This is a genomic window from Nostoc spongiaeforme FACHB-130, assembly GCF_014698475.1.
Lineage (GTDB): Bacteria > Cyanobacteriota > Cyanobacteriia > Cyanobacteriales > Nostocaceae > Nostoc_B > Nostoc_B spongiaeforme.
In genome coordinates, this window is the sequence record NZ_JACJTB010000065.1 from 1 (window position 1) to 25,009 (window position 25,009).

At 40.7% G+C, this 25,009-nt stretch carries 20 protein-coding genes; 11 read left to right on the plus strand and 9 right to left on the minus strand.

Translation table 11 applies throughout. The features are described 5' to 3' along the window. Positions 1-381: 381 nt before the first annotated feature. The 4 genes from H6G74_RS28440 to H6G74_RS28455 all read right to left on the minus strand — a co-directional run bounded on the left by H6G74_RS28440 (position 382) and on the right by H6G74_RS28455 (position 2,993). On the minus strand, positions 382-807 hold the full coding sequence (locus H6G74_RS28440; protein WP_190970929.1) for a hypothetical protein: 426 nt from the start codon (positions 805-807) through the stop codon (positions 382-384). A 42-nt stretch (positions 808-849) separates the two neighbouring features. Then, positions 850-1,542 carry a hypothetical protein gene (locus H6G74_RS28445; protein WP_190594050.1) on the minus strand — a complete coding sequence of 231 codons (693 nt, stop codon included), beginning with the start codon at positions 1,540-1,542 and terminating at the stop codon, positions 850-852. A gap of 69 nt (positions 1,543-1,611) precedes the next feature. Further along, entirely contained in the window at positions 1,612-2,319 is a 708-nt protein-coding gene (locus tag H6G74_RS28450) for a Uma2 family endonuclease (RefSeq protein ID WP_190970930.1), read from the minus strand. A 26-nt stretch (positions 2,320-2,345) separates the two neighbouring features. Then, the gene (locus tag H6G74_RS28455; RefSeq protein WP_190970931.1) at positions 2,346-2,993 is read right to left on the minus strand and encodes a restriction endonuclease subunit R; all 648 of its coding nucleotides are present in this window, start codon (positions 2,991-2,993) and stop codon (positions 2,346-2,348) included. Positions 2,994-3,282: 289 nt separating this feature from the next. Between H6G74_RS28455 and acs the strand changes: the two genes are divergently transcribed. Further along, positions 3,283-5,256 carry an acetate--CoA ligase gene (gene acs / locus H6G74_RS28460; RefSeq protein ID WP_190970932.1) on the plus strand — a complete coding sequence of 658 codons (1,974 nt, stop codon included), beginning with the start codon at positions 3,283-3,285 and terminating at the stop codon, positions 5,254-5,256. A 202-nt stretch (positions 5,257-5,458) separates the two neighbouring features. On the opposite strand, the gene H6G74_RS28465 is transcribed toward acs, so the two are convergent. After that, entirely contained in the window at positions 5,459-5,620 is a 162-nt protein-coding gene (locus H6G74_RS28465; RefSeq protein ID WP_190970933.1) for a hypothetical protein, read from the minus strand. 135 nt (positions 5,621-5,755) lie between these two features. Here H6G74_RS28465 and H6G74_RS28470 point away from each other — a divergent pair, with 135 nt between their 5' ends. Together H6G74_RS28470 and H6G74_RS28475 are read left to right on the plus strand one after the other, a co-directional pair. Continuing rightward, positions 5,756-7,378, plus strand: a complete 1,623-nt coding sequence (locus tag H6G74_RS28470) for a CocE/NonD family hydrolase (protein WP_190970934.1) — start codon at positions 5,756-5,758, stop codon at positions 7,376-7,378. Between the two features lie 5 nt (positions 7,379-7,383). Next, positions 7,384-7,869, plus strand: coding sequence for a YcxB family protein (locus tag H6G74_RS28475; RefSeq protein ID WP_190970935.1), 486 nt, complete (start codon positions 7,384-7,386; stop codon positions 7,867-7,869). Positions 7,870-7,883: 14 nt separating this feature from the next. On the opposite strand, the gene H6G74_RS28480 is transcribed toward H6G74_RS28475, so the two are convergent. Continuing rightward, positions 7,884-13,007 (minus strand): PAS domain S-box protein, encoded by a 5,124-nt coding sequence (locus H6G74_RS28480; RefSeq protein ID WP_190970936.1) that lies wholly within the window; start codon positions 13,005-13,007, stop codon positions 7,884-7,886. 346 nt (positions 13,008-13,353) lie between these two features. Continuing rightward, a complete protein-coding gene (locus tag H6G74_RS30970; RefSeq protein ID WP_206756997.1) occupies positions 13,354-13,494 on the minus strand; it encodes a hypothetical protein in 141 nt (46 codons plus the stop codon). 209 nt (positions 13,495-13,703) lie between these two features. Between H6G74_RS30970 and H6G74_RS28485 the strand changes: the two genes are divergently transcribed. The 3 genes from H6G74_RS28485 (at position 13,704) to H6G74_RS28495 (ending at position 15,859) form a co-directional block, all read left to right on the plus strand. Continuing rightward, complete coding sequence (locus tag H6G74_RS28485; RefSeq protein WP_190970937.1) at positions 13,704-14,327, plus strand: 4Fe-4S single cluster domain-containing protein; 624 nt, start codon at positions 13,704-13,706, stop codon at positions 14,325-14,327. Between the two features lie 281 nt (positions 14,328-14,608). Next, positions 14,609-14,866: a hypothetical protein gene (locus H6G74_RS28490; RefSeq protein WP_190970938.1), complete on the plus strand. Its 258-nt coding sequence runs from the start codon at positions 14,609-14,611 to the stop codon at positions 14,864-14,866. 246 nt (positions 14,867-15,112) lie between these two features. Then, on the plus strand, positions 15,113-15,859 hold the full coding sequence (locus tag H6G74_RS28495; RefSeq protein ID WP_190970939.1) for a DUF429 domain-containing protein: 747 nt from the start codon (positions 15,113-15,115) through the stop codon (positions 15,857-15,859). 54 nt (positions 15,860-15,913) lie between these two features. Here the strand turns inward: H6G74_RS28495 and glgP are convergent, their stop codons facing one another. Both glgP and H6G74_RS28505 read right to left on the minus strand, forming a co-directional pair. After that, positions 15,914-18,478, minus strand: a complete 2,565-nt coding sequence (glgP, locus tag H6G74_RS28500) for an alpha-glucan family phosphorylase (protein ID WP_190970940.1) — start codon at positions 18,476-18,478, stop codon at positions 15,914-15,916. A gap of 397 nt (positions 18,479-18,875) precedes the next feature. Then, positions 18,876-19,199, minus strand: coding sequence for a hypothetical protein (locus tag H6G74_RS28505; RefSeq protein ID WP_190970941.1), 324 nt, complete (start codon positions 19,197-19,199; stop codon positions 18,876-18,878). 673 nt (positions 19,200-19,872) lie between these two features. Between H6G74_RS28505 and H6G74_RS31675 the strand changes: the two genes are divergently transcribed. The 5 genes from H6G74_RS31675 (at position 19,873) to H6G74_RS28520 (ending at position 24,817) form a co-directional block, all read left to right on the plus strand. Further along, positions 19,873-20,001: a hypothetical protein gene (locus tag H6G74_RS31675; RefSeq protein ID WP_277880687.1), complete on the plus strand. Its 129-nt coding sequence runs from the start codon at positions 19,873-19,875 to the stop codon at positions 19,999-20,001. Between the two features lie 529 nt (positions 20,002-20,530). Then, on the plus strand, positions 20,531-21,232 hold the full coding sequence (locus tag H6G74_RS28510; protein WP_190970942.1) for an acyltransferase: 702 nt from the start codon (positions 20,531-20,533) through the stop codon (positions 21,230-21,232). 461 nt (positions 21,233-21,693) lie between these two features. Beyond that, positions 21,694-24,225: a glycogen/starch/alpha-glucan phosphorylase gene (locus tag H6G74_RS28515; RefSeq protein ID WP_190970943.1), complete on the plus strand. Its 2,532-nt coding sequence runs from the start codon at positions 21,694-21,696 to the stop codon at positions 24,223-24,225. A 71-nt stretch (positions 24,226-24,296) separates the two neighbouring features. Beyond that, entirely contained in the window at positions 24,297-24,425 is a 129-nt protein-coding gene (locus tag H6G74_RS31680) for a hypothetical protein (protein WP_277927186.1), read from the plus strand. A 275-nt stretch (positions 24,426-24,700) separates the two neighbouring features. Then, positions 24,701-24,817 carry a photosystem II reaction center protein I gene (locus tag H6G74_RS28520; RefSeq protein WP_015114068.1) on the plus strand — a complete coding sequence of 39 codons (117 nt, stop codon included), beginning with the start codon at positions 24,701-24,703 and terminating at the stop codon, positions 24,815-24,817. The last annotated feature ends 192 nt before the right edge of the window (positions 24,818-25,009 follow it).

Consider the following 25,009-nt stretch of genomic DNA (forward strand, 5'->3'; position numbering starts at 1 on the left):
CAGCATGACTGGCTCACTTTGGAATGTATGTTTTTTTCTCTTGTTTCTTTTTTCTTTACTTCCTCTGCTTCATTTTTTGCTCCCGATCGCTTGACTTTTAAGACAGTCGCTACGCCAGAATTGGTTTTTAGTCTTAACTGAACGGTATTGGATTATCTAGATTTAATCCATGCCAATGATCTTCAAAAATAAGTTGAATTTATTCAACAAAAGTACTGCTGAACATTACTACTAATACCATTTCACGCAAAACTTGATACAGATGTAAACCCTAAAAGCTTTGCTGTATCTAAGTTTTTTAATTGCGTTAGCGAAGCGGTAGCGAGCCTGCGAGCGTCATTGCGAATTGCGAATTGTGAATTGGTATAAGGTGATGGATTTTCATCTAAAAAATCTTTCTACCAGATGGGCTGCTAAATTTCCAACATCTAGATTATGTACATTATCATCAGCTAATAAATTAACCACCGCAGATAACCTATCACCCTCTTCAGCAATTCGCTCACAAGCTGCTAAGTTAACTGCAAAATCAAACAGCGATTTTTCACCTAATTGCTGTCTCACCTGGAGAGCTAATATATCATCACTGACCAAAAATTCTTTAATTGCATCTAATAACTGATTTCCTAAAATCTCATCATGTTCCCAGGTTTCTAGCCAATCTCCATCAACATCTTCAACATAGATATGTACAAAATCTAAACCATAAGTTAGCCAATCTTGTTGCATTTTACGGGCTGTTGCTAAAGCTTGGGCAAATTTATCTAATTGTCCTTCGTAGCTTGCAGTTTCACTTTGATTAGGCATAAAGGCTGTGATAAGCAGTTAATTGAATTAATACATCAAAAATTAGGCAAATTTCAGATATTTGCCTTCCGCAAGATAATCACTGTTATACAAAGCAACGTTGACTAACTGATTAATGAAATTTGCATCTTTAGGATTGTAACTAACAAACAAGCCTCTTTCTATCTCCCATGAGTTAAGTGTACTTTTCCAATCATGATATTTTTGGTTACTTAGTTCTTCAGATACACTAGTAATTTGAATACATAATGGTTGATTGTTGCGACTGCTAACAATTAAGTCTGTCGCCATCGAAAGGTCGGCAATATACCTCTGCCAAAAACTACCTTCACGACTCACAATATCTTGAGCTATAGATTTAATAATACCATCATCCACTTGATTAAATTCACCCGACATTAATTTTTGTTTCCAAATATAAAATTTAGTGTCAGTTGCATTAATCCACTTAGGAAAAAGATAACTATACCAATATCTTTCATTTGCTGTCATTTGGGCAAATTTAGCTTGTTGTTCTGCTTCGGAAGGTAATGATTTAATCATTAACCAAATGGTAGAGTCCGTGATTACTTCCAACAGAAATGCCAGAACCAAAGGTTTTGCCGTCAGGGAACCTAACTTAATATCTTTAACCCAACGATTAATTTCATGCAATTTTCTCGCTAGATTTTGATCTACCGAGGATGCTTCCTCGATAAGTGATTTTAACTGCTCCTTAATCTCTTTCGCTTGCAAATGATGTCCTGCTCGTGGTCAATGATACTTATTTTATTTAAAAAACTTCGTATTAACTTCATGATGCTATTAAATATTGTCGGGGTCAAGACCTTGCGCTAGTAAAATCTCCCTTAACCGATTAACTTCAGCTTGGGCTTGTTGGGCGCAGCTTTCTGCTTGTTGGGCTTTTTCTTCTGGTGTGGGTATTAACTGATTATCAGCAGTAAAGTATCTTAATTTGCCCTCATACACGCCGAGATACAGTTCTAACTGCTGACTCCAGAGTTTGCCTTCTGGGGTGGGTGTAATTGGTTGATATCTACCTTCTACTAAATGAAATCCTTGGAACTCCAGAGTAACAGGGTCAAACCAGAAGTAATCAGGGGTACGGAAGGTGTCTTGATAAATTTGTTTTTTCAAGCCTCTGTCTACTGCGGCTGTGGAATCTGACAAAATTTCGACAATCACATTAGGATATTTGCCGTCTTCATACCAGACTATCCAACTATTGCGGTCTCTTTTTTCTGTGCCTAATACCACGAAAAAATCTGGGCCGCGAAATTCTTCAGATTTTTTTTGCCTGGGGCTGTAGTAAATTGTTAAGTTACCAGAAGCATAGAAATCTTGTCTTTCTTGCCACCATAACTTTAATGTGCGAATTAGCAGTTCAATTTGGTCGCGGTGTAAATCACTTTCCAATGGTGGTTCGTCACTTAGTAAATCACTAGGCGGGAAAAGTATACCATCTGCTGTAATTTCACTCTTGATCCTGTCTACAATAGCAGGCTCAGACATAAGCGGCTCCCAAATATCTACGTTAATTATTTCTGAAGATTTACTAACTGACAGATGCCTTTAAGAACTTGTAATAACTCGATCGCATCGGGTGATTCATTAAGATTTAATAATGGCATGAGTTGATAAGTTGGCTGTTGAGTGCGGGTTAAATGAACAAATTGATAGCGCAGTCCGTTAGTTGCTAAACCCCATACAGATGATTGTTGCTCTAAAGCTTTAAAAGAGTATGTGAGTAATTGCGCTAAACCCTCACCCACTTCGATCGCACTATTTTTTGTTTCAATAACTAAAATCCAAAAAGGTGCTGTGGTATGAGTTTGAGAGTTATTGACGGCTAGAATATCCATCCTTCCGGTAATTCTTCTGTCTTCATCTTCGACTGCGATCGCTACACTATCTTCCATTGTTAACCGAATCGGAACATCATAAAATCCAGCCAGTCGCATTAATGGTGCTAGTGTTAAAAATTTAACTAATCCTTCAGAAATTTTACCCTCACTAGAGTAACGCTCAAAGTCACTTCTGATTCGCAATAAATCCTGCTGTTCAAACTCAGAGACTACTTCTAAACTTAAAAAGTCTGTGAATGAACCATTTGCCAGCTTTTCGAGTTTCAGCAAGCGATGAACATCGTTGAGTGATAAGTTATTAGCTTCGAGAATTAGCGGCATAGCGTGAAGTATGAAGTATGAAATTTTATACTTATTTTATTTAATGGGAAAATCCTAAATACTCAACAAAAAATAGTACAGGTCGGCGTAAATAAACAGACCATCTAGAATTGCTAAAAGGCTTGTGGTATCGTTATTCTCTCTTTTTCCTTTTGCCTTTTTCCTTTTGCCTTGTTGTACTAGCCCCTAGCCCCTCTTTTCATCCAGCTTAACGAAAATCTAAACTCTTTAGAGCCTAACTAGGCTAAGAATGGTTTTTACTAACATATAGTGATTGTGCTGATCAACTATGTCTCAACCAACTATAGAGTCAATCTTACAAGAGAAGCGTTTATTCCATCCGGCGGCGGGATTCTCGCAAAACGCCCATATTAAAAGCTTAGAAGATTATCAACAACTTTACGATAAAGCCAAGGCTGACCCGGAAAAATTTTGGGCAGATTTAGCTGAAACTGAATTGCATTGGTTTGAAAAGTGGCACACAGTTTTAGATTGGCAACCACCGTTTGCTAAGTGGTTTGTCGGCGGTAAGATTAATATTTCTTACAACTGTTTAGATAGACATCTCACAACCTGGCGCAAGAATAAAGCGGCGTTGATTTGGGAAGGTGAACCAGGAGATTCCCGGACTTTAACATACGCCCAATTGCACCGGGAAGTGTGCCAATTTGCCAATGTGCTGAAGCAGTTGGGAGTCCAAAAAGGCGATCGCGTGGGTATTTATATGCCGATGATACCGGAAGCGGCGATCGCGATGTTAGCTTGTGCCAGAATTGGCGCACCTCATAGTGTGGTATTTGGTGGTTTTAGTGCCGAAGCTTTACGTGATCGTTTGATTGATGCCCAAGCTAAATTAATTGTTACTGCTGATGGTGGTTGGCGTAAAGATGCGATCGTTCCCCTGAAAGAACAAGTCGATAAAGCTTTGGCAGATGGCGCTGTCCCTTCTGTAGAAAATGTCTTGGTAGTCAAACGCACTGGACAAGATATTTATATGCAGTTGGGCGGACGTGACCATTGGTGGCACGATTTACAAAAAGGTGTCTCGGCTGATTGTCCGGCGGAACCAATGGACAGTGAAGATATGCTGTTTGTACTTTACACATCGGGTAGTACAGGCAAACCTAAAGGGGTTGTGCATACCACGGCTGGTTATAACTTGTACACCCATATCACCACCAAGTGGATTTTTGATTTGCAAGACACTGATGTTTATTGGTGTACTGCCGATGTGGGTTGGATTACTGGACATAGTTACATTGTTTACGGGCCATTATCTAACGGTGCAACCACACTGATGTATGAAGGTGCGCCCCGTGCTTCTAATCCCGGTTGCTTCTGGGATGTGATTGAAAAATACGGCGTGAATATTTTCTACACTGCACCAACGGCGATTCGGGCGTTTATTAAAATGGGCGAACACCATCCCAAAACCCGCAACTTGTCTTCGCTGCGCTTGTTGGGAACTGTCGGCGAACCAATTAACCCCGAAGCTTGGATGTGGTATCACCGGGTAATTGGTGGCGATCGCTGCCCAATTGTTGATACTTGGTGGCAAACTGAAACAGGTGGAATTATGATTACACCCCTACCAGGGGCAATTCCCACTAAACCAGGTTCCGCAACCCGTCCCTTCCCCGGTATTTTGGCAGATATCGTTGATTTAGAAGGTAATTCTTTAGGCGATAACGAAGGCGGCTATTTGGCAGTGCGCTATCCTTGGCCGGGAATGATGCGGACTGTTTACGGCGACCCTGACCGCTTCCGCCGTACTTATTGGGAACATATTCCGCCGCAAGATGGCAAGTATACATACTTTGCTGGCGATGGCGCAAGGCGGGATGAAGACGGTTATTTCTGGGTGATGGGACGTGTTGACGATGTGTTGAATGTGTCGGGACATCGCCTCGGCACAATGGAAATTGAATCTGCATTAGTTTCTCACCCAGCCGTTGCGGAGGCGGCGGTAGTGGGTAAGCCAGATGAACTCAAAGGTGAAGATGTTGTAGCTTTTGTCACCTTAGAAGGTACGCATCAACCAAGTGAGGAGTTGAGTAAAGAACTGAAAAAACACGTCGTGCAGGAAATTGGTGCGATCGCCCGTCCCGGAGAAATCCGCTTTACCGACGCTTTACCCAAAACGCGATCGGGCAAGATTATGCGGCGCTTGTTGCGTAACTTAGCAGCAGGGCAAGAAGTGTCTGGTGATACTTCAACTTTAGAAGACCGTGGCGTGTTAGATAAATTACGTGAAGGTGCTTAAAAAGTGCTGAGTGCTGAGTACTGAGTGCTGAGTAAACAGTAGTGTGTTTTGTTATAGCGGTAGTCAGAGATGTTAGGACAATTTCAAAGCTTGAATGCCAGGAATAGTAAGACTTTTCCTTCTGCCTTCTGCTATATGTAGCGTAATGCACCCTACTGGCGTGTCTAGAAATGTTGCATTAAAAAACCGATTTCATCCGCGTTTATCCGCGTGCATCTGCGGTTAATTTTTCCAAATCTAATGCACTATAGCGGTTCTGACTTGCTTGTAATACAGTCGGAACCCCACCCCGCATTTGCTTACGCAAACGCTCCCCTCCCCGCTTGCGGGGAGGGGTTGGGGGTGGGGTTGAAATGTACCTCATCCAACCGAGAACCGCTATATTTTAGTTTAGACACGCCATTACTCATCTGTGCTTGTCTTAAGTAATCACACAGAATTAATTACACACATTCTCTTCCTGTTGCTTGTTCCCTAATTTAATCTTGTGCAACTACTTATGTATAGAGTTCTTCCTAAACAAACTGCATCTATGTACACCCGCGATGGTGTCAGGCTGGATGCAGATATTTATCGCCCTGATGCCGCAGAGAATTTTCCGGTATTATTAATGCGACAACCTTATGGTAGAGCGATCGCATCAACTGTAGTCTATGCCCATCCCAGTTGGTATGCTGCCCAAGGTTATATTGTCGTGATTCAAGATGTTCGTGGGCGCGGTACTTCTGCTGGGGAATTTAAGTTATTTGCCCATGAAATTGCTGATGGTGAAGATAGCATTTATTGGGCAGCCCATTTACCTGGGAGTAATGGCAAAGTTGGGATGTATGGTTTTTCCTATCAAGGAATGACCCAACTCTACGCCGCAGTTGCTAAACCCAGTGCTTTAAAAACAATTTGTCCGGCGATGATTGCTTATGATCTATATGCAGATTGGGCTTATGAAGGTGGCGCATTCTGTTTACAAACTAATCTCGCTTGGGCAATTCAATTAGCTACAGAAACCGCGCGTCTACGCCATGATCACACAGCTTATCAAGCTTTATTGACTGCGGCACGCAATTTACCGCTAAATAATCCCGAAATTCTCCAACAACTTGCCCCAGAGTCGTTTTATCATGAATGGGTAGCCCATCCCCAAGCCGATGATTACTGGGAAGAACTTTCACCCAAGCGCCACTTACAGGCTGTAGACTTGCCAATATTTCATATCGGCGGATGGTTTGATACTTATCTGCGTGGAACTCTGGGTTTTTACCAAGATATGGCAACCCGCAGCACCCAACCCCAACATTTATTAGTCGGCCCTTGGGCGCATTTGCCTTGGGGAAGAAAAGTCGGCGAAGTTGACTTTGGTGCGAAAGCCGCCAGCCCTGTAGATAGGATGCAAATTCGCTGGTTTGATCAATTTTTGAAAGATATAGATACAGGCTTATTGCGGGAGTCTTCTATTTGCCTGTTTGAAATGGGAAGTAATATTTGGCGGACTTTCCCTAGTTTAAATACAGCTAACCAACAATCTTATTTTCTGTCAACTACCGGACTCGCCAGCATCCGCGAAGACTCAGGAATTTTAATCCCAAATCCCAAATCCCAAATCCAAAATTCTTTTGATGTATTAGTCCACGACCCTTGGCGACCTGTACCGTCTTTAGGTGGTCATGCAGGATTACCCGCAGGTGTATTTGAGCGATCACATCTTGATTGTCGTCCTGATGTGTTAACTTATACTAGCCAATTACTCACCGAAGACCTGCATATCTTGGGGGATGTAATAGTAGAAATTGATTGTAATGCCGACCAGCCCAGTTATGATGTATGCGCTGTATTATCCCAAGTACAGCCTGATGGCAAAGTATATAATTTGACTCAGGGCTATATACATTGTCCACAAAACACTGCTGTCCCGATTAAAATTCAACTGCAAACAACTTGTGTACAAATTGCCAAAGGTAACGCCTTACGTTTGAGTTTGAGTGCAGCTTGCTTTCCTGCTTATGCCATGAACTCTGGTAATGGTGCAGTGCGGAACAGCAATGATTTACGCAATGCTCAGGTTATCACATTGACAGTACATTGTGGTGGCGATCGCAATTCTCAAATTTTCTTACCAGTGATTTAAATAGAATGTACATCAAAACCAAAACTTTTCAAACTACACCAAAAGAATTAGGCTCAATCTTAACTGCTATCTATTACAAGCGGATGAGATTTATTTTTATTCTCTTAGGGCTTTTAGTAATAATCAATATTGTTATTTCTATATTGCAGAATCGCTTTGATTGGTGGTTAATATATCTTGCAGGTTCAGCAGCATATTTGGTCTCCTTACCTTTGCTTTTTAAGGCACAGAAGCGTAGTTCTACATTAGAATTTCAAAATCGCTACTGTGAAATTGATGAAAACTTCTTTGCAGTCTTTTATGAAGATGGCAGTATTGTTAAAATTAATTACTCAAACTTTATTCAAGTTATGAAAAACGCGGACTATTATTTTCTCTACATGACTAAAATCCAATTCTATTATTTACCAGTTACTGCTTTTGAGAATGAAAAAGATATCCATCGATTTGATTTATTTTTACAGAGCAAACAATTAATAAAACTCTGGTAATTGCTGTAATTTTATCATTTAATTATATTGGATCTCTGACTTGCCAAATCCATAATGATTTCAAACCGAAAGTTTTGCGCTAAGTCGGTTAAATACTTTTGATATATAGGATTTTGAATCTGAGTTTCTGACATTAAATTTAAGATGAGATCATCACTACACTGAGCCGCAGCATGATGTAATTTACCCAGCCATTCATCTGGCATTTGAGTTAACCAATCTAATACCTCTTGATGTATAGTATTATGGCTGATATTTGATTGGATTTCATTAATCGTGGGCTGAGGTTCTTCCTGATAAATATATTGAATATTTAAATATAGTTGAATTTTTTCCAATATTTCTGATTCACGAAACGGCTTATTAATCAAATCATCACAGCCTGCTGAGAGGATAGCAGCTCTTTGCTCTTCAAAAGCATGGGCAGTTAAAGCAATAATAATCGCATTGACTGACGAAGAAACTGCGGTTTTATTTGTGGTTTTAATTAATTTTGTCGCTGCATAGCCATCCATCACAGGCATACGCATATCCATAAAAATCAGATGTGGTTGCCATTCCTGCCATAAGTTAATAGCTTCCTGGCCGTTTGTAGCTTCACGCACAACAAAACCTCTGAGTTGTAGTAATTTAACTATTACCAAACGGTTTTCTAAAACATCATCTACAACTAAAATTCGGTACTCAGGTTGTCCTGGTGCTAAACAAATCACTCGACACTGATTTTGACTGATTGCAACTTGACTAGTTGCGGCGAAACCAATGTCAATCTGAAAAGTAAAGGTAGTGCCAACACCTTCTTGACTGATAACACTAATATCTCCTCCCATCAACTGCACGTATTTACGGCTGATAGCCAAACCCAATCCCGTTCCTTGTTGAGATTTGCGTCCAATTTCAGTTTGTTCAAAGGCTTTAAATAACAAGTCAATTTCTTGGGGAGAAATACCAACACCTGTATCTTGTACCTCGAATATGAGGGAGTTATGGAAAATATTTTCTGTGTATTCTTGGTTTTTTTGGGCTGATTTGACACGCAAAATCACGCTACCTTTAGCGGTAAATTTAATGGCATTACCTAAAAGATTGAGTAAAACTTGCCGGAGTTTGTTCTCATCTGTTTGCACATATTGAGGTATCTGTGGTGCGTATTCAAACTGTAGTTGTAACCCTTTTGATTCGGCACGCAACCGCAACATTTCTTCTAGGTTATTTAATAAAGCAATTAAATCAAAATGACTGATGTTTAATGTGGTTCTGCCAGCTTCAATTTTAGACATTTCTAAGATGTCGTTAATTAAGTTTAGCAAATGTTCGCCAGCACGATTAATAATTGCTAGATGTTGTTGGTGTTCAGTTGACAGTTGATTGTCATAACTCATCACTTGGGTAAAGCCAAGAATTGCATTCAGTGGTGTGCGTAATTCATGGCTCATGTTAGCGAGAAATTCGCTTTTGGCTTTGTTGGCAGCATCAGCAGTAATCACTGCTGCTTGTAATGCTTGTGATTGTCTTTGGGTTTGTGCTAGTAGTTCGGCTTGTTGTAAAGCAATTCCCAAATGATTACCAATTTGAACAACAATATTAATTTCACCAGTTTTCCATTCTCTTGGACTAGAGTTCTGATAACTGGCTAGTAAGCCCCACAATTTGCTACCACAAAAAATTGGGACGATAATATAAGCTTTGGCTTGAAAACGTTCTAATAAGTCTAAATAACAAGAGTCAAAATCTGCTTTGTAAATATCTGTCACACAGCGAAAATTCATCTCTTGGTCATAAACACCGCCTTGATTGGCTTGCAGATAAGTATCTTGAATGGGATAAGTAGCACTTTGTAAAATCGTTTCTAGACAGCGACCATCTTCTAAAACTTCGTTGGCAATGATGGGATCGCTGATCTGTTCTAACATTAAAGAAATCCAACCTTCGTTCATTGATTCTGAGACAAATTCACCACTCCAATCAGAATTAAAACGATAGACAACCACGCGATCGCAATTTAATACTTGGCGTAATTCTTCAGTTGTCGCGGCAAAAATTGTCTGTAAATCTAAAGTTTGGCGCATTCTTTGAATGACTTGGGCTATTGCTTTTTCCCGTTCGACACTCTCCCGCAAAGCGGCTTCTGCGAGTTTAGTCTCGGTAATATCCGTAATTGTCCCTATATTTCCGGTAATTTCTCCATGTTCATCAAGTTCGGGTATGGCTTGGCAAATCACCCAAACACTTTTCCCATCAGGACGCAGAAAACGATGCTCACAAGTATACAAAGATTTCGCTGCTGCTGCTTCATTCCAGGTAGCAAAAACGCGATCACGATCATCTGGATGCAAGGCTTGTGACCAGCCAGTACCCATTGCATCTGCTTGTGGTAAACCAGTAATTTCCGACCAACGCTGATTAAGATAGATACAATCACCAAATTTGTTGGTATGGTAGATGCCGACTGGTGAAGCGTCAGCTAAGATTTGATAGCGTAGCTGACTTTCTTGCAAAGCCAGTTCTGCACGTTTGCGATCGCTAATGTCTACTATCACTGTACCTACTCCCGAAATCCGATTGTCTTCATCAGGAATCGGAAAATAAGAAGTTAAAAAATAACTTAATATTTCTGGTTGCTTGGGTGTGGGTGTACAAATTTCTATATTGAGAATCTTTTCACCAGTCGATAATATATGCTCGTAAAATGGCATTACTAATGGTGCAATTTGGGGTATAACTTCATATACTGTTTTACCAATATGTTCTTCTGGGGATAATCCGTGAATCTCAGCTAAAACTTGATTAACCTGTACATACCGCAATTGGTGATCGAGTATTTTCATCCCCACAGGCGCACTACTAAAAAAGGCATTAAGACGCGCTTCTCGCAGTGCCAGTTCTCGTTCTAAAGTCTTACGTTCTGTAATATCTTTATCAGTACCGATCATCCGTAATGGCTGACCCCAATCATCACATTCAACAATTTTCCCGCGAGAATGAATCCATTTCCATTCATTATTGGCACCGCGCATCCGATACTCAACTTCATAAACAGCACTTACTCCTTGGAGATGCGCTTTTAAAGCAGAACTGACTGCTGGTAAGTCTTCGGGATGGATATATTTCTCAAACACTTGAGAAGTATTTGTCAGATAATGGCCTTCGTAGCCCATAATTTGTTTCCACTGCCAGCCACAGTAAGCTTGATCTGTAATTAGATTCCAATCCCACAAACCCAAGTCACTGGCTTCTAGAGCGAGTTGTAAACGTTCTTCACTTTGTCTGTGGGCAGCTTCGATCATTTTGCGCTGAATTAAACTGCCTAATTGAGTCGCCACAGCCCCAACTAACATTAGTAACCGTTTATCAATAGATACAGCAGTGCGTTTAAAGAATACTAAAATTGCTAAAACTTCACCATCAGCTAAAATTGGCACACCAAAGGCTGCTTTTAATCCTACTTGGGCAGCTTGTGGCGATCGCAAAAATACTGGTTGCGTAGCCGCAGAAACATCTTCAATCCATTCTGGTTGTTTATTTTGCCAAATCCGCCCAGGTAGTCCCTCACCCAAAATAAACTTTACTGTTTGACTATTGAGAGAAAATTGTCCTAAGCTGCTTTCTTCTCCATACCAAACTAAACTATGTTCTAAACATCTACCATCTTTACTCGGTAGCCATACTTCGCCAAAATCCCAGTGAATAGAATGACAAATTAAACGCAACACCACTTTTAAAGCACTATTCACATCCACTGCGCGGGTAATAGCTTGAGATGTTAACAATAGTAGCCGACTTTCATTTTCTGCCTGCTTCCGGTCTGTAATATCTTTAGCTGTGGCTAATACATATTTCTGCCCATCAATTTCAATCATTTCCGCACTGAACAACATGGTTTTGATTTCTCTATTGGCGGTACGGAAATCAACTTCATAATTGCGTAAAGATTTAGTTTGTTGCAAAATTTGTGTCAGAAACACACTTTCTTGCGAATTAGCCCAAATCTGCAATTCTTGATCAGTGTGGCCAATGACTTGGGTACGAGAATAACCAAATAACCGACAAAAACTATCATTAACTTCGATGTAGCGAGTTTCTGGCAGTTTACACAAGATAATTGGATCAGGAGAAGCTTTAAAGGCGGATGCTAACTTGGCTTCCGAAGCTTGACGCGCGGTTTCGGCGCGTTGACGTTCTCGTGCTTCCAGTACCAAAGATGCTATATTTGCCAGGGAACGGGCAAAGTTTTGGTCTTCTAATGTCCAAGTCCGCAATTCTCCTACCGCTTCTAAACACAAAACTCCCACCGTTTTTCCGGCTGATCGAATCGGTATATCTAAAATCGAAATAACGTTGAGGGCGGCATAAGGTTGAGCGAATTCTTGAGTTCGCGGATCAGTTTGAACATTTTCCACCACAATGATTTCTTCTTGCTGCAAAGCTTGAAAATAAATCGGATAATCTACTACAACTAAAGTACGCCCTTCACTATGACGCTGATGACTTTGCTCAAATAAATCCCGACAAGAAACCGCAGTTGCAGTTTGATTATATAACCAGATACTAGCTCGTTCAGTTTCTAAATTTTTAGTAGCTGCTTCTGTAATTGCTCCAAATGCTTTTTTGAGATCACCTTCATACAATATCTGATTTTTTGCTAATTCCATTAATACTAAGTTATGGTTACGGAGTTTAATATTAAGTAGTTGTAAAGCTTGTGCCTGAGATGTATCCTCTGTTGGTGTTGATGCCAACTTTAGTTGCTGAGGCTGGATGTGACGATGAATGCAATTCTGCACACGGATGAGAATTTCTGGAGCGCACAGTGGCTTGGTAATATAGTCAACAGCTCCTAATTCAAAGAATTTCTCTCTATCCAGTAAGGTTTCTGTAGAACTGAGCAAAATAACCGGAATATTTTGAGTTTGTGGCTGAGTTTTGAGATGTTGACAGACTGCATAACCATCCATTTCTGGCATGAGAATGTCAAGTAAAATTAAATCAGGCAATGTTTTGAGTACTGCATCAATTGCCAGTTTACCTGAAGTGATTTTTTGTACTTGATAATTTTCACCTTCAAGAATTTGAGTTAAAAAATTTAAATCATTAGGTTGATCATCAACCAATAGAATTTTCATCGATTGATCATACATAATTTCTCTTGATTTTATAATTTATTAAAAATTTCCGGAGATCAGAGTGAAATTATTTTTATAAAATTAGAATTTTATTAATAAATATAACGCAGAGATATAGGAATACGGTTTGATTCCTGAATCTATTTGTGTGGTGCGCGTTCGCAAAGCGTCTCGCAGAGAAGCGCAGCGCAAGCGCGATACGCAGGGAGTAGGGAGTAGGAAACCTGATCTGGGTGTACTGATTTTTTTCCCAAATCAAATATGAGTCCTATAGTAATTTGGTTTGATTGCCGAATTTACTTGTGTTCCACAGAAAACGTGAATTACGAGTTAGGCAAGATATCTTCACAACCCGAATTTCTCACGTATGGGTAGCGGGTGTGGTGAGTTTGGGGAGAGAGGGGAGTGTGGGGAGTGTGGGAAGAGAGGGGGGAAAGATTTCTTCACCATCCTCCCACACCTCCCACACCTCCCACCCTTCCCAGACCCCTGGATTTCTCACAAGAGAGAAATCCAGGACAAGTTCCTCATTTTTTTCGGGTTCAATGTTGATGGAATTATTGAGAATGGCAGTTTAGTCAAATCAAATGCAGTATGTCGAGTGACTGGTAGCGATAATTGCTTTGATGTAGATTTTGATTGCGATCGCACCGCATAATTCCAAATCAACACATCAAGAGTATTGGGTAATTTCAGCACAGGAGGAAACAGATGGAAACGCAACCAACTTACCCATCACCAACACTTCTAGAAATTCCCCCTGGCTATCTCAACATTATGGGTTATGTTGACGAGTCAGAAGTGAATGGACCTGGTTGTCGCGCTGTGATTTGGGTGCAAGGTTGTCCCCGCGCCTGTCCTGGTTGCTTTAATCCTGAGTCTTGGCCTTTTGAGATTAACCAACTGATTGCTGTTGATACCCTCGCCGAGCAAATTCTCAGTAAACCACAAAACACAGGCGTTACCTTCTCTGGTGGTGAACCTTTTTGGCAAGCATCTGCTTTAGCCGCTTTAGCACGTAAACTGAAAGCTGCTGGCTTAAATGTCATGTCTTTTACAGGTTTTACCCTCAAGCAACTCCAGTCCGACTCCGCACCTCCAGGTTCACAAGAATTATTAGAGCAATTAGATATTTTAATTGATGGGCCATTTGTCGAATCCCTGGCGATTAATTCTCCCAACTCCCCTGTTTCTTCCAGTAATCAAAGAGTAAACGTTCTTAACTCCGCTTTAGCCGACCAAATCACTTGGGCTAGTGACCAAATCGAAATCCACATTCTCAAGGATGGTAGCCGCATTGTCACCGGTTATCGTGGACGACTGGAATTAACTTAAAATAACTTAGTATCAATTTCAGATCCCCGACTTCTTAAAGAAGTCGGGGATCTTGTTGTTCACTAAATGTGATGATTAATTATATTGATTATCCAAAAAGATGCAATAAATATTGGTCAAATGTCTAACTATGGATTCATATATTTTTATTCAACACCTAAAGATAGAATTTTCTTCTAATTTTTTATAACCAAAGAATAATTTTTGATTTCACAAATATGTCTATAAATTAAGCATAGGTAATTAACAAATACCTAAGTAACGTAAGTGAGGTCAAAATTATGTTGTTTCAAACAAAAGTATCCGATTTATTTGTGGATTTATCTCCAGAAAAACAGGAATTTTTAGCTGGGGGATGTAAATATTATGGCCGTGGTGAACAACCAACTCAAGGAGTATCGCCAGCAGAAGAATCATCACCTGAAATGTCATCGCCTATGATTGCATCACAACCATCAGCACGTCTAGTTGTAGGTAATATCATTACAGTAACACCATTTGCCAAGTGTTTACCCGGACAAAGTTGTTATGGTGGATAAGGTTCTCAAACTCAATACTAATGAGATTTTGAAGAAGAGGGAAAAATCTTCTTTTTCCTGTCAATAAAGTAAGTTGATCAAGCAGAGAAATCAATATTGATTTCTCTGCTTACTTGTAAATACAATTGTGTTTACTACAAAATCCCCGACTTCTTGAGGAAGTCGGGGATCTGAACGTCGATTTTGAAAAATCTCAGATGATTGCTATAGTGCAATTGTCTTGACAAATGAATTAGTTAGTTATAAATGAAATTTATTGGGATTGATTTAGGTTGGAAATCGCAACCAAGTGGCTTGTGCTGTTTAGAATTAATCGACGGACAATTGCAACTACTAGATTTAGATCGCCAAGATGCGATCGCCGATATTTTAACTTGGATAGATACCTGGGTACAACCAGAAGCACCAGCGATGATTGCCGTTGATGCACCGACTTTGATTCCTAACGCTACAAGTAGCCGTCTCCCCGATAAACTCACTCATAAATACTTTGGCAAATATCACGCCGGCTGCTATCCTGCTAATCAAAATTTACCTTTTGCCGAGCGGACAATTAACTTTGGCTTAGAATTAGAATCCCGTGGTTTTGCCCATGCACCAACAATAGCAGCAAAAACACTTGGTAGATATCAAATAGAAGTTTTTCCGCACCCTGCGATTGTGCATTTATTTAATTTAGAACGTATTCTTAAATATAAAAAAGGACGCATCAGTGAGCGTCGCTTAGAATTAATCAAACTTTATCAATATATTCTCGAAGTTTTACCTATTCTCGAACCTAGTCTTAAAGCACCACAAGCTCATCTTTTTCCTTTTGACTTTTTCCTTTTACCTTCCACAGGTGCAGCCCTCAAAGCCACCGAAGATAAACTAGATAGTCTAATCTGTGCTTATGTGGCTGCACACTGGTGGTATTGGGGAGAACAACGCAACTTAGTATTAGGCGATCGCACCACAGGTTACATTGTCATCCCAAATAAAAGTCAAAAGTGAAAAGTAAAAAGGTAAAAGTCTTCCTTTTAACTTTTGCCTTTTTACTTTTACCTTCTATTCCGCCCAAGCAATCAATCTGGGTTCATAAGCATTAGACAGGTGTGGGTGTTTGGGTAACACACGCAAGGATAAGCCTTGAAAACCAGAGGTAGTGTAGACAATATCAGCAGTGTAGAGACTCAAGCCTTGGTCATCTTGACCTTGGTAATCCATGACAACTGGAACCGCATTCACGATTTCACCGTTGGCATCGATCGCACCTTGATATAACTCTACTTGGATATCATCATTACTCAAAGTGGCTAAATCAACTTTGGCTTTCACTGCTACCTTTTGCTCAACTTTAATATCAGAACCTACAGATACATCAATATCTTTGATTCTGATGTTAAACCAGTGGTCGCTGAGTTTAGCTTTCCAAGCGGCTAATTCTATTGCTGGGGCATAATTATCAGTCACCAAAGTATGATAGCGATCGCTGGCGTGGAAATAAGCTTTTTGAGCATAATCCCTCACCATCCGCGCTGTATTAAAAAACGGACAGTTCAGGCGAATCGCATCTTTCATTTTGGCTACCCAACGCCGGGGCAGACCATCTTCGTCGCGGTGGTCATAAAATAGAGGCACAACTTCTTTCTCTAACAAATCGTAGAGGGCGTTAGCTTCTACCTCATCTTGATAATTGGGATCTTCGTAATTTTCCCCATGTCCTATCGCCCAACCGGTGCGGACATAATCAGCTTCATCCCACCAACCATCTAAAACACTTAAATTAGGTAAGCCATTCATTGCGGCTTTCATTCCGCTAGTTCCCGAAGCTTCCCTGGGACGACGTGGTGTATTCAACCAGATATCACAACCAGCCACCATCAACCGAGATATATGAATATCGTAGTTAGGTACAAAAACAACTTGTTTTTCTAAATGATGTTCGCGGATAAAATGATTGATTTCACGAATCAGTTCTTTTCCTGGGATGTCTTTGGGGTGGGCTTTCCCAGCAATCACAAATTGGACTTTGCGGTTTTTATCACCAAGTAAAATGCGTTGAATGCGTTCTAAATCACGCATCCACAGGGTAGCGCGTTTATAAGTTGCAAACCGACGGGCAAAACCAATTGTTAAAACGTAGGGATCTAATACTTCTTGGGCTTGGGCAATTTCTGAAGGAGAAGCGCCGCGATCGCGTAAATGTTTGACGAGATGATCCCGCACATACAGTACCATATCCAAACGGCAGCGTTCGTGATTGCGCCACAACTCTTCATCAGGAATTGCTTCCATCCTCTCCCAAAGTTGGTTATCTGGTGGTACTGATGACCAGTTTGGCCCTAAATAGCGATCGTACAACTCTTGGGTTGATTTTGCCACACAACTGCGAGCGTGAACACCGTTGGTAATAGCGGTGATTGGCACTTCCTCGACAGGGACTTTTTTCCACAAACCTTGGAACATCTGCCGTGACACCACACCATGCAACTGCGCCACCCCGTTAGAAAATGTCGCCATTTTCAACGCCAGCACCGCCATACTAAAAGGTGCAGATAAATCACCTGTATTTTCTCTACCCAAGCCTAAAAACTGTTCTTTGGGCAAACCAAAGATATCTGCATAGTAGCCCAGATAATACAAAATTTTATCGGGAGGGAACAAATCAATCCCCGCAGGTACAGGCGTGTGTGTCGTAAAGATGTTGCTAGACATCACTACCTGTTTGGCTTGGGCATAGCTCAAACCTTCTTCTTGAATTAAAATGCGGATGCGCTCTAACGCCGAGAAAGCTGCATGGCCTTCATTCATGTGGTAGGCGGTGACATCATAGCCCAGAGCTTTTAGCATCCGTACACCACCAATCCCCAACATAATTTCTTGGTGGATACGCATATCAATATCGCCACCATACAGTTGATCTGTAATGTCGTGATCATATTGATTATTGGGTTCGATGTTGGTGTCTAACATGTATAAAGGCACCATCCCCACCTGTACCCGCCAGACTCTGGCGTATACCTTGCGCCCCGGATAATCAACCGCAATTTGCAACTCAGAACCGTCGGGATTGCGTTCTAAATGCAAGGGCATATTATAAAAATCGTTGATGGGGTAGCGTTCTTGTTGCCAGCCATCAGCGTTGAGGTATTGAGCAAAATACCCTTGTTGATAAAGCAAGCCGACACCTACCAATGGTAGCCCCAAGTCACTGGCAGATTTTAAATGATCACCAGCCAGAACGCCCAAGCCACCAGAATAAACAGGTAAACAGTCAACCAAGCCAAACTCTGCCGAAAAATAGGCATAACATTCTTTTGGCTTTTGAGCGCGTTGTTTCTGATACCAAGTTCCTTCTTGGAGATAATCATCTAACTGACGAGCAGCACGATCCATTTGTGCTAAAAACCCATCATCCTCTACTACCTCCAACAGCCGTGCTTGGGAGATAGTACCCAGCATCAACACAGGATTATGATGGCTAGATTCCCATAAATCTCTATCTAAACGGCGAAATAAATCTTTAGTTTCAACATTCCAGTCCCAATGCAAGTTATATGCTAACCGCCGCAGTGGTTCCAGGCGCGGCGGTAGTGACGGGGAAACATTGAATGTGCGAATTGGCTGCATAGGTTAGCAACTCTCCAAGTTCAGCTATGGTTATTGTTTACCTTCTTTATCTAATGCTGCCAATTCTTTATACTGTGTTTGTAAAGTACAGATGACTTTGTTAAGTATTAAAAACTGAGACTACAGTCAGTCCAGAACCTTACCCCAAGCGGATTGTTGCTTGTTTATGTTCTGCTGGATTGTCTGAATTAATAAGGAAAATTTAATAATTGAGGCGCTATTGACATCAAAACTCCCCATTCCCACCTAGAACAGAGAGGTTAATCCTGGATTTCTCACAAGAGAGAAATCCAGGGGGGTGGGAGGTGTGGGAGGATGGTGAAGAAATCTTTCCCCCCACACTCCCCACATCCCCTACCCATACGTGAGAAATTCGGGTAATGTCTATTCGTCATATTCAACTGCCCAAAGAAGGCTGATCTTGAGGTTTTTTTGGCATTGTGAGACTTTGCGCCGCCGCATAAGCCAACTCTGCTGCAATCTTATAAGCAAGTTTTATATTAGATGCGCTATCCTTGTGGTGTGTGGCAGAAGTTTTTGGACAAGGTTTTGATTCTTGCATCACTTCACCAGAGGCGATCGCTCGTTGCAAAATGATAAAAGCATCCAAGTCTTCTGAGTCATAATCTTGCCGCAGTAAAGTTTGGATCTGGTTGCGATCGGCGATACTCAAATAACCAGTTCTAAAAGCTTGCTGGACGATTTGTTTAATTTCAACCATAATTTCAACCAAGTGTGGGAGTTAGTTTAAAGGAGCTTAGTCTGTAAATTTGGTTTTCTTGTGAGGATTCGTTCTGAGAGCGTCGAGTTTCTCTAGACTTCACAATTTATAATGGGAAATATCCTAGACACATCGTCCATCTGGTTCACCTGATTGGGTGATTTACAAATTTAGCAATTATGGTTATGTACCTATCCTGTTTCGTGCCGAAAGTTTCTGTATGAAGGTAAAGAAACTAAGAATCAGGTTAATTGGAACTGTATTGAAATGAATGCTGAGTGCTGAGTATAAATCTATAGCAGTCTTAGTTGATATGTGAACAACAAAGACAAGGGAGAGAAATGTTTATAAATCATTATAGGATTGCTATAGCTACAAATGTAGACTGAGTGGAAGCACGAAACCCAACTGCATCTGCTTGATTCAAAGTTTTTTATATTATTTTAATGTATTTTAAATCACGGATCTAAAATTTGTAATCTTGCTGGTTGGGAGAAAACAAATGTTGTTTAAATTACCAATTTTAGAGAATTAATTATATTGTTAAAAACTTCCGACTTGGGAGTGATCCATCAAAAATAAAATGTGTTATTCTGGGAGGCAATTGTTATGAAAAGCTCCCTATCCAAATGAAATCGTGACTTGGTTAAGTTGTAAATCATCCGTGTGCAACATGAGCGTAGCGGGATACTCTAGAAATTTATTGCAAGAAAGTCGTCATTGCAGTCGGGGAAGCGCATACTTGTTTGCACCGATGGTAAACTTTAATGTGATGGCAGAAGTTGGTGATACTCCACCTTAATTAAAATAAATTTTTAATTGACCTAAAAATAACAAGAGAATTAGCAATTATTTTGTGATTGGTAAACAGTCCATAGCAGATTGTGAGCTTCAACAATCACATATATATTGTTATTGTAAGAATTTGTCCTTGTTTAATTAGGTCATTGAACATATTTAAAACAACTGCATAGAGCAACTTGATGGTAAAGATATCAGTTTATTTCAACTATCAAACAGTTGAATAGTTGATGTTGCTATCTGTAATTTGCTGGAAGAATTAGCAGCAGCATTAGTATCTAGCGGAGATTAGTCTTGATACTTAATGCAAAACCTTGTTGCCAAAAGTAATTGATGAAGAGATAGAAAATCTCAAGCGATCGCTCTTTGATAAAACGAGATTAGCTTTCATCAAATACATTTTTATCCTGCAATTTATTTCCAGTAATCTTGATCAGTTGTGGCTCAATGCTCACTTCAGATAAATTGCACTACCAAAAATTTCTATATTTCACTTCAGTCAAAAAAAATTATCCCAGAGAAATACAGCCATGAGTAACCAAAAATATGCTTCCAAAATCCAACGTTTCAAGGAAGTAATGCTCACAACTTTATTAGGAGATATACCGACAATTGCTCTCGGTACAAAATTCAGAAATTGGCTATATCGCAGTATTTTCGCTCAGTTAGAAAATTCAGTTTACATTCAAAATGGTGTGGAATTTTTAGGTACCAATTGCATTGCTGTTGGTAAAAAAGTGCATATCTTTAAAGGCGTGAGAATTGATGCTCAAGGACATTCCAACAATAAAATTTATTTAGGTTATGGTGTAGCGATTGAACGCCATGTTGATATCGGTTGTTTAGACAACACATCAATTTATATTGACGAAGAAACCTTTATTGGCCCGCATGTATGTATTGCCGGTCCAGGAAATATTACCATTGGCAAAAACTGTATGATTGCAGCCCACTCCGGCATATATGCTAACAATCACAACTTTACAAATCCCTTAGAGCTAATTAAAGACCAAGGCATTACTCGCAAAGGAATTGTAATTGAAGATGATTGTTGGCTGGGACATGGAGTCACGGTATTAGATGGCGTAACCATTGGTCAAGGTAGTGTCATTGGTGCAGGTGCAGTCGTCACTAAAGATATTCCGCCATTTTCCGTGGCTGTGGGTGTACCTGCAAAAGTCGTCAAAAATCGGATGAATCAGCAATTATCCGAAACAGGGATAAGCTGTTAAGCATTGAATCTGCACATTGAAGCCGCAGGGGAATGGGGGAAATATTCTCTCCCTTGCTCCCTGCTCCCCCCTCACCTGCCTCTTTTTACCACTGTATCTAAAGAAAAGTGTGTCTTTTTTTTCCCTTCAAGAAACCAAGTCATAGAATAATCGTGACTTAAGTTATACCAACCCTGTTGATGACAGTTTTAGTCATAAACAGGGTATTCGCATTGGCTTTATCAAGCTTCTCCTGTAGTGGTGAAACTTTCCGGTACAGGTACTCAAGGTGCAATCCTCAGAGTTTATTGAGCCAGCTAGAGAAAAATCACATCGCACATCACCTTGATACCCAATCAGTACTTGCTTGTTTCATTACTCTGGCTGAAGAAATTAAAAAAATGAAACCAACTGTGATGACTTAGGTGTGAGGAGTGGTGATTTCGCTCTTGTCTACTCTCTATTCTTGATAGGAAATAATTATGACGACATTTGAGCAAGCTCCAATATTTCAGTGCGAATTTGAAGACGATCGCACTGGGTTAAGTAAAGAAACTATCAAACGTGCTTTGGCTGATAATCTTTTTTACATCCAAGGTAAATATCCTGGTACAGCCACGCTCAATGATTATTATATGGCTTTGGCTTACACCGTGCGCGATCGCATGTTGCAACGCTGGTTTAAAACTACGGAAGCCTATACAAAAAAAGGTGTCAAAGTTGTCAGCTATCTCTCCGCAGAGTTTCTCTTGGGGCCGCACTTAAGCAATAACTTAATCAACTTGGGTATTTACGATTTAGTCCGCCAAACCGTGGAAGAAACCGGGTTAGATTTTGTGCAACTGCGCGAAATTGAAGAAGAACCAGGACTAGGAAATGGTGGTCTAGGTCGTCTGGCGGCTTGTTATATGGACTCTTTGTCAACTCTCGAAATTCCCGCCATTGGCTATGGAATTCGCTACGAATTTGGCATTTTTGACCAAGAAATTCGGGATGGTTGGCAAGTAGAAATCACAGATAAATGGCTGCATTTAGGCAACCCTTGGGAAATTCCCCGTCTAGAAGAAACAATAGAAGTCAAGTTTGGTGGTCGCACCGAAGGTTATTACGATGAAAAATGCCGTTATCGGGTGCGTTGGATTCCCGATAAAGTGGTCAAAGGTGTTCCCTACGATACGCCCATATTAGGTTATCGCGTCAACACGGCGAATACCTTACGGTTGTGGAAAGCCGAAGCGCCGGAATCGTTTGAATTTAAGGCATTTAACGATGGTAACTATTACGGTGCTGTCAACAAAAAAGTAGTTTCCGAGAATATTACCAAAGTTCTCTATCCTAACGATGATTTGGTGCAAGGTAAGGAACTGCGCCTAGAACAACAATATTTCTTTGTGTCTTGTTCTTTGCAAGACATGATTCGGCTGCACTTGCAAAAAGGCGAAACCATAGAGACTTTTCATCAGTCATTTGCCGTACAACTTAATGACACTCACCCATCCATCGGTGTGGCAGAATTGATGCGGCTGTTGGTAGATGAGTATCAACTAGAGTGGGATCAAGCTTGGCAAATTACGCAAAATACCTTTGGCTACACCAATCACACCTTATTACCAGAGGCTTTAGAAAAGTGGCCTTTAAAACTCTTCAGTAACTTACTGCCAAGACATCTGCAAATTATCTATGAAATTAACCAACGCTTTCTCGGTCAAGTGCGTGCTAAATATCCCGACGATAGCGATCGCCTAGCTCGGTTATCATTGATTGATGAAAGTGGGGAAAAATATGTCCGCATGGCACATTTAGCCAGTGTTGGTTCCCACGCAATTAACGGTGTCGCCGCCTTACATACAGAGTTACTCAAACAAGATGTTCTGCGTGACTTTTACGAATTTTGGCCGGAGAAGTTCACTAACAAAACCAATGGTGTCACACCCCGCCGTTGGATAGTAGTGAGTAATCCTTTACTGGCTAACTTGATTACTCGTAAAATTGGGACAGATTGGATTAGCCATTTAGAAGATTTAAAGCAACTCGAAGCTTTTGTGGAAGATGCTGAGTTTCGTCATGAATGGCGGCAAACCAAGCAAGATATTAAGACTTATTTGGCAAATTATATTAAGGACAATCACGGGATTGAAGTTAATCCCGCATCTCTGTTTGACGTGCAAGTGAAACGGCTGCATGAGTACAAGCGCCAACACTTGAATGTGCTGCACATCATCACCCTTTATAAACGCCTCAAAGACAATCCCAATCTGGAAATTACACCCCGTACCTTTATTTTTGGTGGGAAAGCTGCTCCAGGCTACTTCATAGCGAAATTAATCATTAAACTCATCAACTCCGTTGGGGATGTGATTAATAATGATCCCGATATGCGCGATCGCCTAAAAGTAGTATTCTTACCTGATTACAATGTCAGGTTTGGTCAACGAGTTTACCCAGCCGCCGACCTTTCCGAACAAATCTCTACTGCTGGTAAAGAAGCTTCCGGGACTGGCAATATGAAATTTGCCATGAATGGCGCATTAACTATCGGCACACTTGATGGTGCTAACATCGAAATCCGGGAAGAAGTAGGCGCAGAAAACTTCTTCTTGTTTGGACTGACAACCGAACAAGTATATGATTTAAAATCCAGAGGCTATAACCCTTGGGATTATTACAATAGCAATCCGCAACTCAAAGAAGTCATTGACCTGATCAGTTCAGGATTCTTCTCGCATGGTGATACGAATCTGTTCCGCCCATTAGTAGACTCACTGTTATACCACGATCCTTATCTGCTGTTTGCCGATTACCAATCTTACATTGACTGTCAAGACCAGGTAAATCAAGCTTACCGTGACCAAGAACACTGGACAAAAATGTCAATTCTCAATGCAGCTAGGATGGGTAAATTCTCTTCTGACCGAGCTATTAAAGAATATTGCCAAGAAATTTGGAATGCTGTACCCGTGAAAATCGAACTAGCAGAATATATTCAAGCTAGGGCTGGTTTGAAAGTGAACTGATAAAGTTAGACTTACGCACCAAGATGGTCTGTTGAGACTGGGTGTAAGGGTTTAACCTGGATTTCTCTCTTGTGAGAAATCTGGGGGTGTGGGAGGATGGAGAAGAAATCTTTCCACCCACACTCCCCACACTCCCCACACTCCCCACACCCTCACACCCCTACACCCTAAAAGTTCAGGAAACCTCTGGCATTAATTAACGTCACAACATTAGCCAGTCAACAACTTATAAAAGCTTGAATGCCAGGAATAAGACCTTCTACCTCCTGCCTTCTGCCTTCTGCCATAAAACAACCCACAGTATGAGATAATATCCGAACTTGTGCCATACTCTATGGGGTAGTCATAACATAGCCTCCCCTCTCAACAGAGTGCGCTCAAAACGAGACAAGATTTGGGTAAGATAAAGGAGCTATCTTTTCTGCATGGCAGATACCGAGAGAAGCTTTTTCCGACCCCCTTTGGAGATATTTCTATGCTGACTTTAAAAATCGCTGTTTATATTGTTGTTGCCTTCTTTGTGACTATCTTTGTCTTCGGATTTTTGTCAAATGATCCTGCTCGTAACCCCGGCCGTCGGGATTTAGAGTAAGTACAAGACAAATTATCCGCGACTGCCGGAAGGTGGAAAACACCCAAAGTCACGGACAATTGCTGGCTATCCTACAGGAAAGCTTTACGTTTAAATACTGATTAGCAGTTGCTACACAGGGAAAATCCGCAGCCATTGGCTAACACGGAGTTTCCCTTCACAGTAACTGGGTTTTAACTAAATTAATAGTAT

Bases quoted from the DNA above. Each gene is read 5' to 3' on its own strand.
- H6G74_RS28505 (WP_190970941.1), bottom strand. From the start codon at position 19,199: ATGGTTGAAATTAAACAAATCGTCCAGCAAGCTTTTAGAACTGGTTAT.
- glgP (WP_190970940.1), bottom strand. From the start codon at position 18,478: ATGCAGCCAATTCGCACATTCAATGTTTCCCCGTCACTACCGCCGCGC.
- H6G74_RS28495 (WP_190970939.1), top strand. From the start codon at position 15,113: ATGAAATTTATTGGGATTGATTTAGGTTGGAAATCGCAACCAAGTGGC.
- H6G74_RS28440 (WP_190970929.1), bottom strand. From the start codon at position 807: ATGCCTAATCAAAGTGAAACTGCAAGCTACGAAGGACAATTAGATAAA.
- H6G74_RS28485 (WP_190970937.1), top strand. From the start codon at position 13,704: ATGGAAACGCAACCAACTTACCCATCACCAACACTTCTAGAAATTCCC.
- H6G74_RS28515 (WP_190970943.1), top strand. From the start codon at position 21,694: ATGACGACATTTGAGCAAGCTCCAATATTTCAGTGCGAATTTGAAGAC.
- H6G74_RS28490 (WP_190970938.1), top strand. From the start codon at position 14,609: ATGTTGTTTCAAACAAAAGTATCCGATTTATTTGTGGATTTATCTCCA.
- H6G74_RS31675 (WP_277880687.1), top strand. From the start codon at position 19,873: ATGAGCGTAGCGGGATACTCTAGAAATTTATTGCAAGAAAGTCGTCAT.
- H6G74_RS28510 (WP_190970942.1), top strand. From the start codon at position 20,531: ATGAGTAACCAAAAATATGCTTCCAAAATCCAACGTTTCAAGGAAGTA.
- H6G74_RS28520 (WP_015114068.1), top strand. From the start codon at position 24,701: ATGCTGACTTTAAAAATCGCTGTTTATATTGTTGTTGCCTTCTTTGTG.
- H6G74_RS28470 (WP_190970934.1), top strand. From the start codon at position 5,756: ATGTATAGAGTTCTTCCTAAACAAACTGCATCTATGTACACCCGCGAT.
- H6G74_RS28465 (WP_190970933.1), bottom strand. From the start codon at position 5,620: ATGAGGTACATTTCAACCCCACCCCCAACCCCTCCCCGCAAGCGGGGA.
- H6G74_RS28450 (WP_190970930.1), bottom strand. From the start codon at position 2,319: ATGTCTGAGCCTGCTATTGTAGACAGGATCAAGAGTGAAATTACAGCA.
- H6G74_RS28475 (WP_190970935.1), top strand. From the start codon at position 7,384: ATGTACATCAAAACCAAAACTTTTCAAACTACACCAAAAGAATTAGGC.
- H6G74_RS28480 (WP_190970936.1), bottom strand. From the start codon at position 13,007: ATGTATGATCAATCGATGAAAATTCTATTGGTTGATGATCAACCTAAT.
- H6G74_RS28455 (WP_190970931.1), bottom strand. From the start codon at position 2,993: ATGCCGCTAATTCTCGAAGCTAATAACTTATCACTCAACGATGTTCAT.
- acs (WP_190970932.1), top strand. From the start codon at position 3,283: ATGTCTCAACCAACTATAGAGTCAATCTTACAAGAGAAGCGTTTATTC.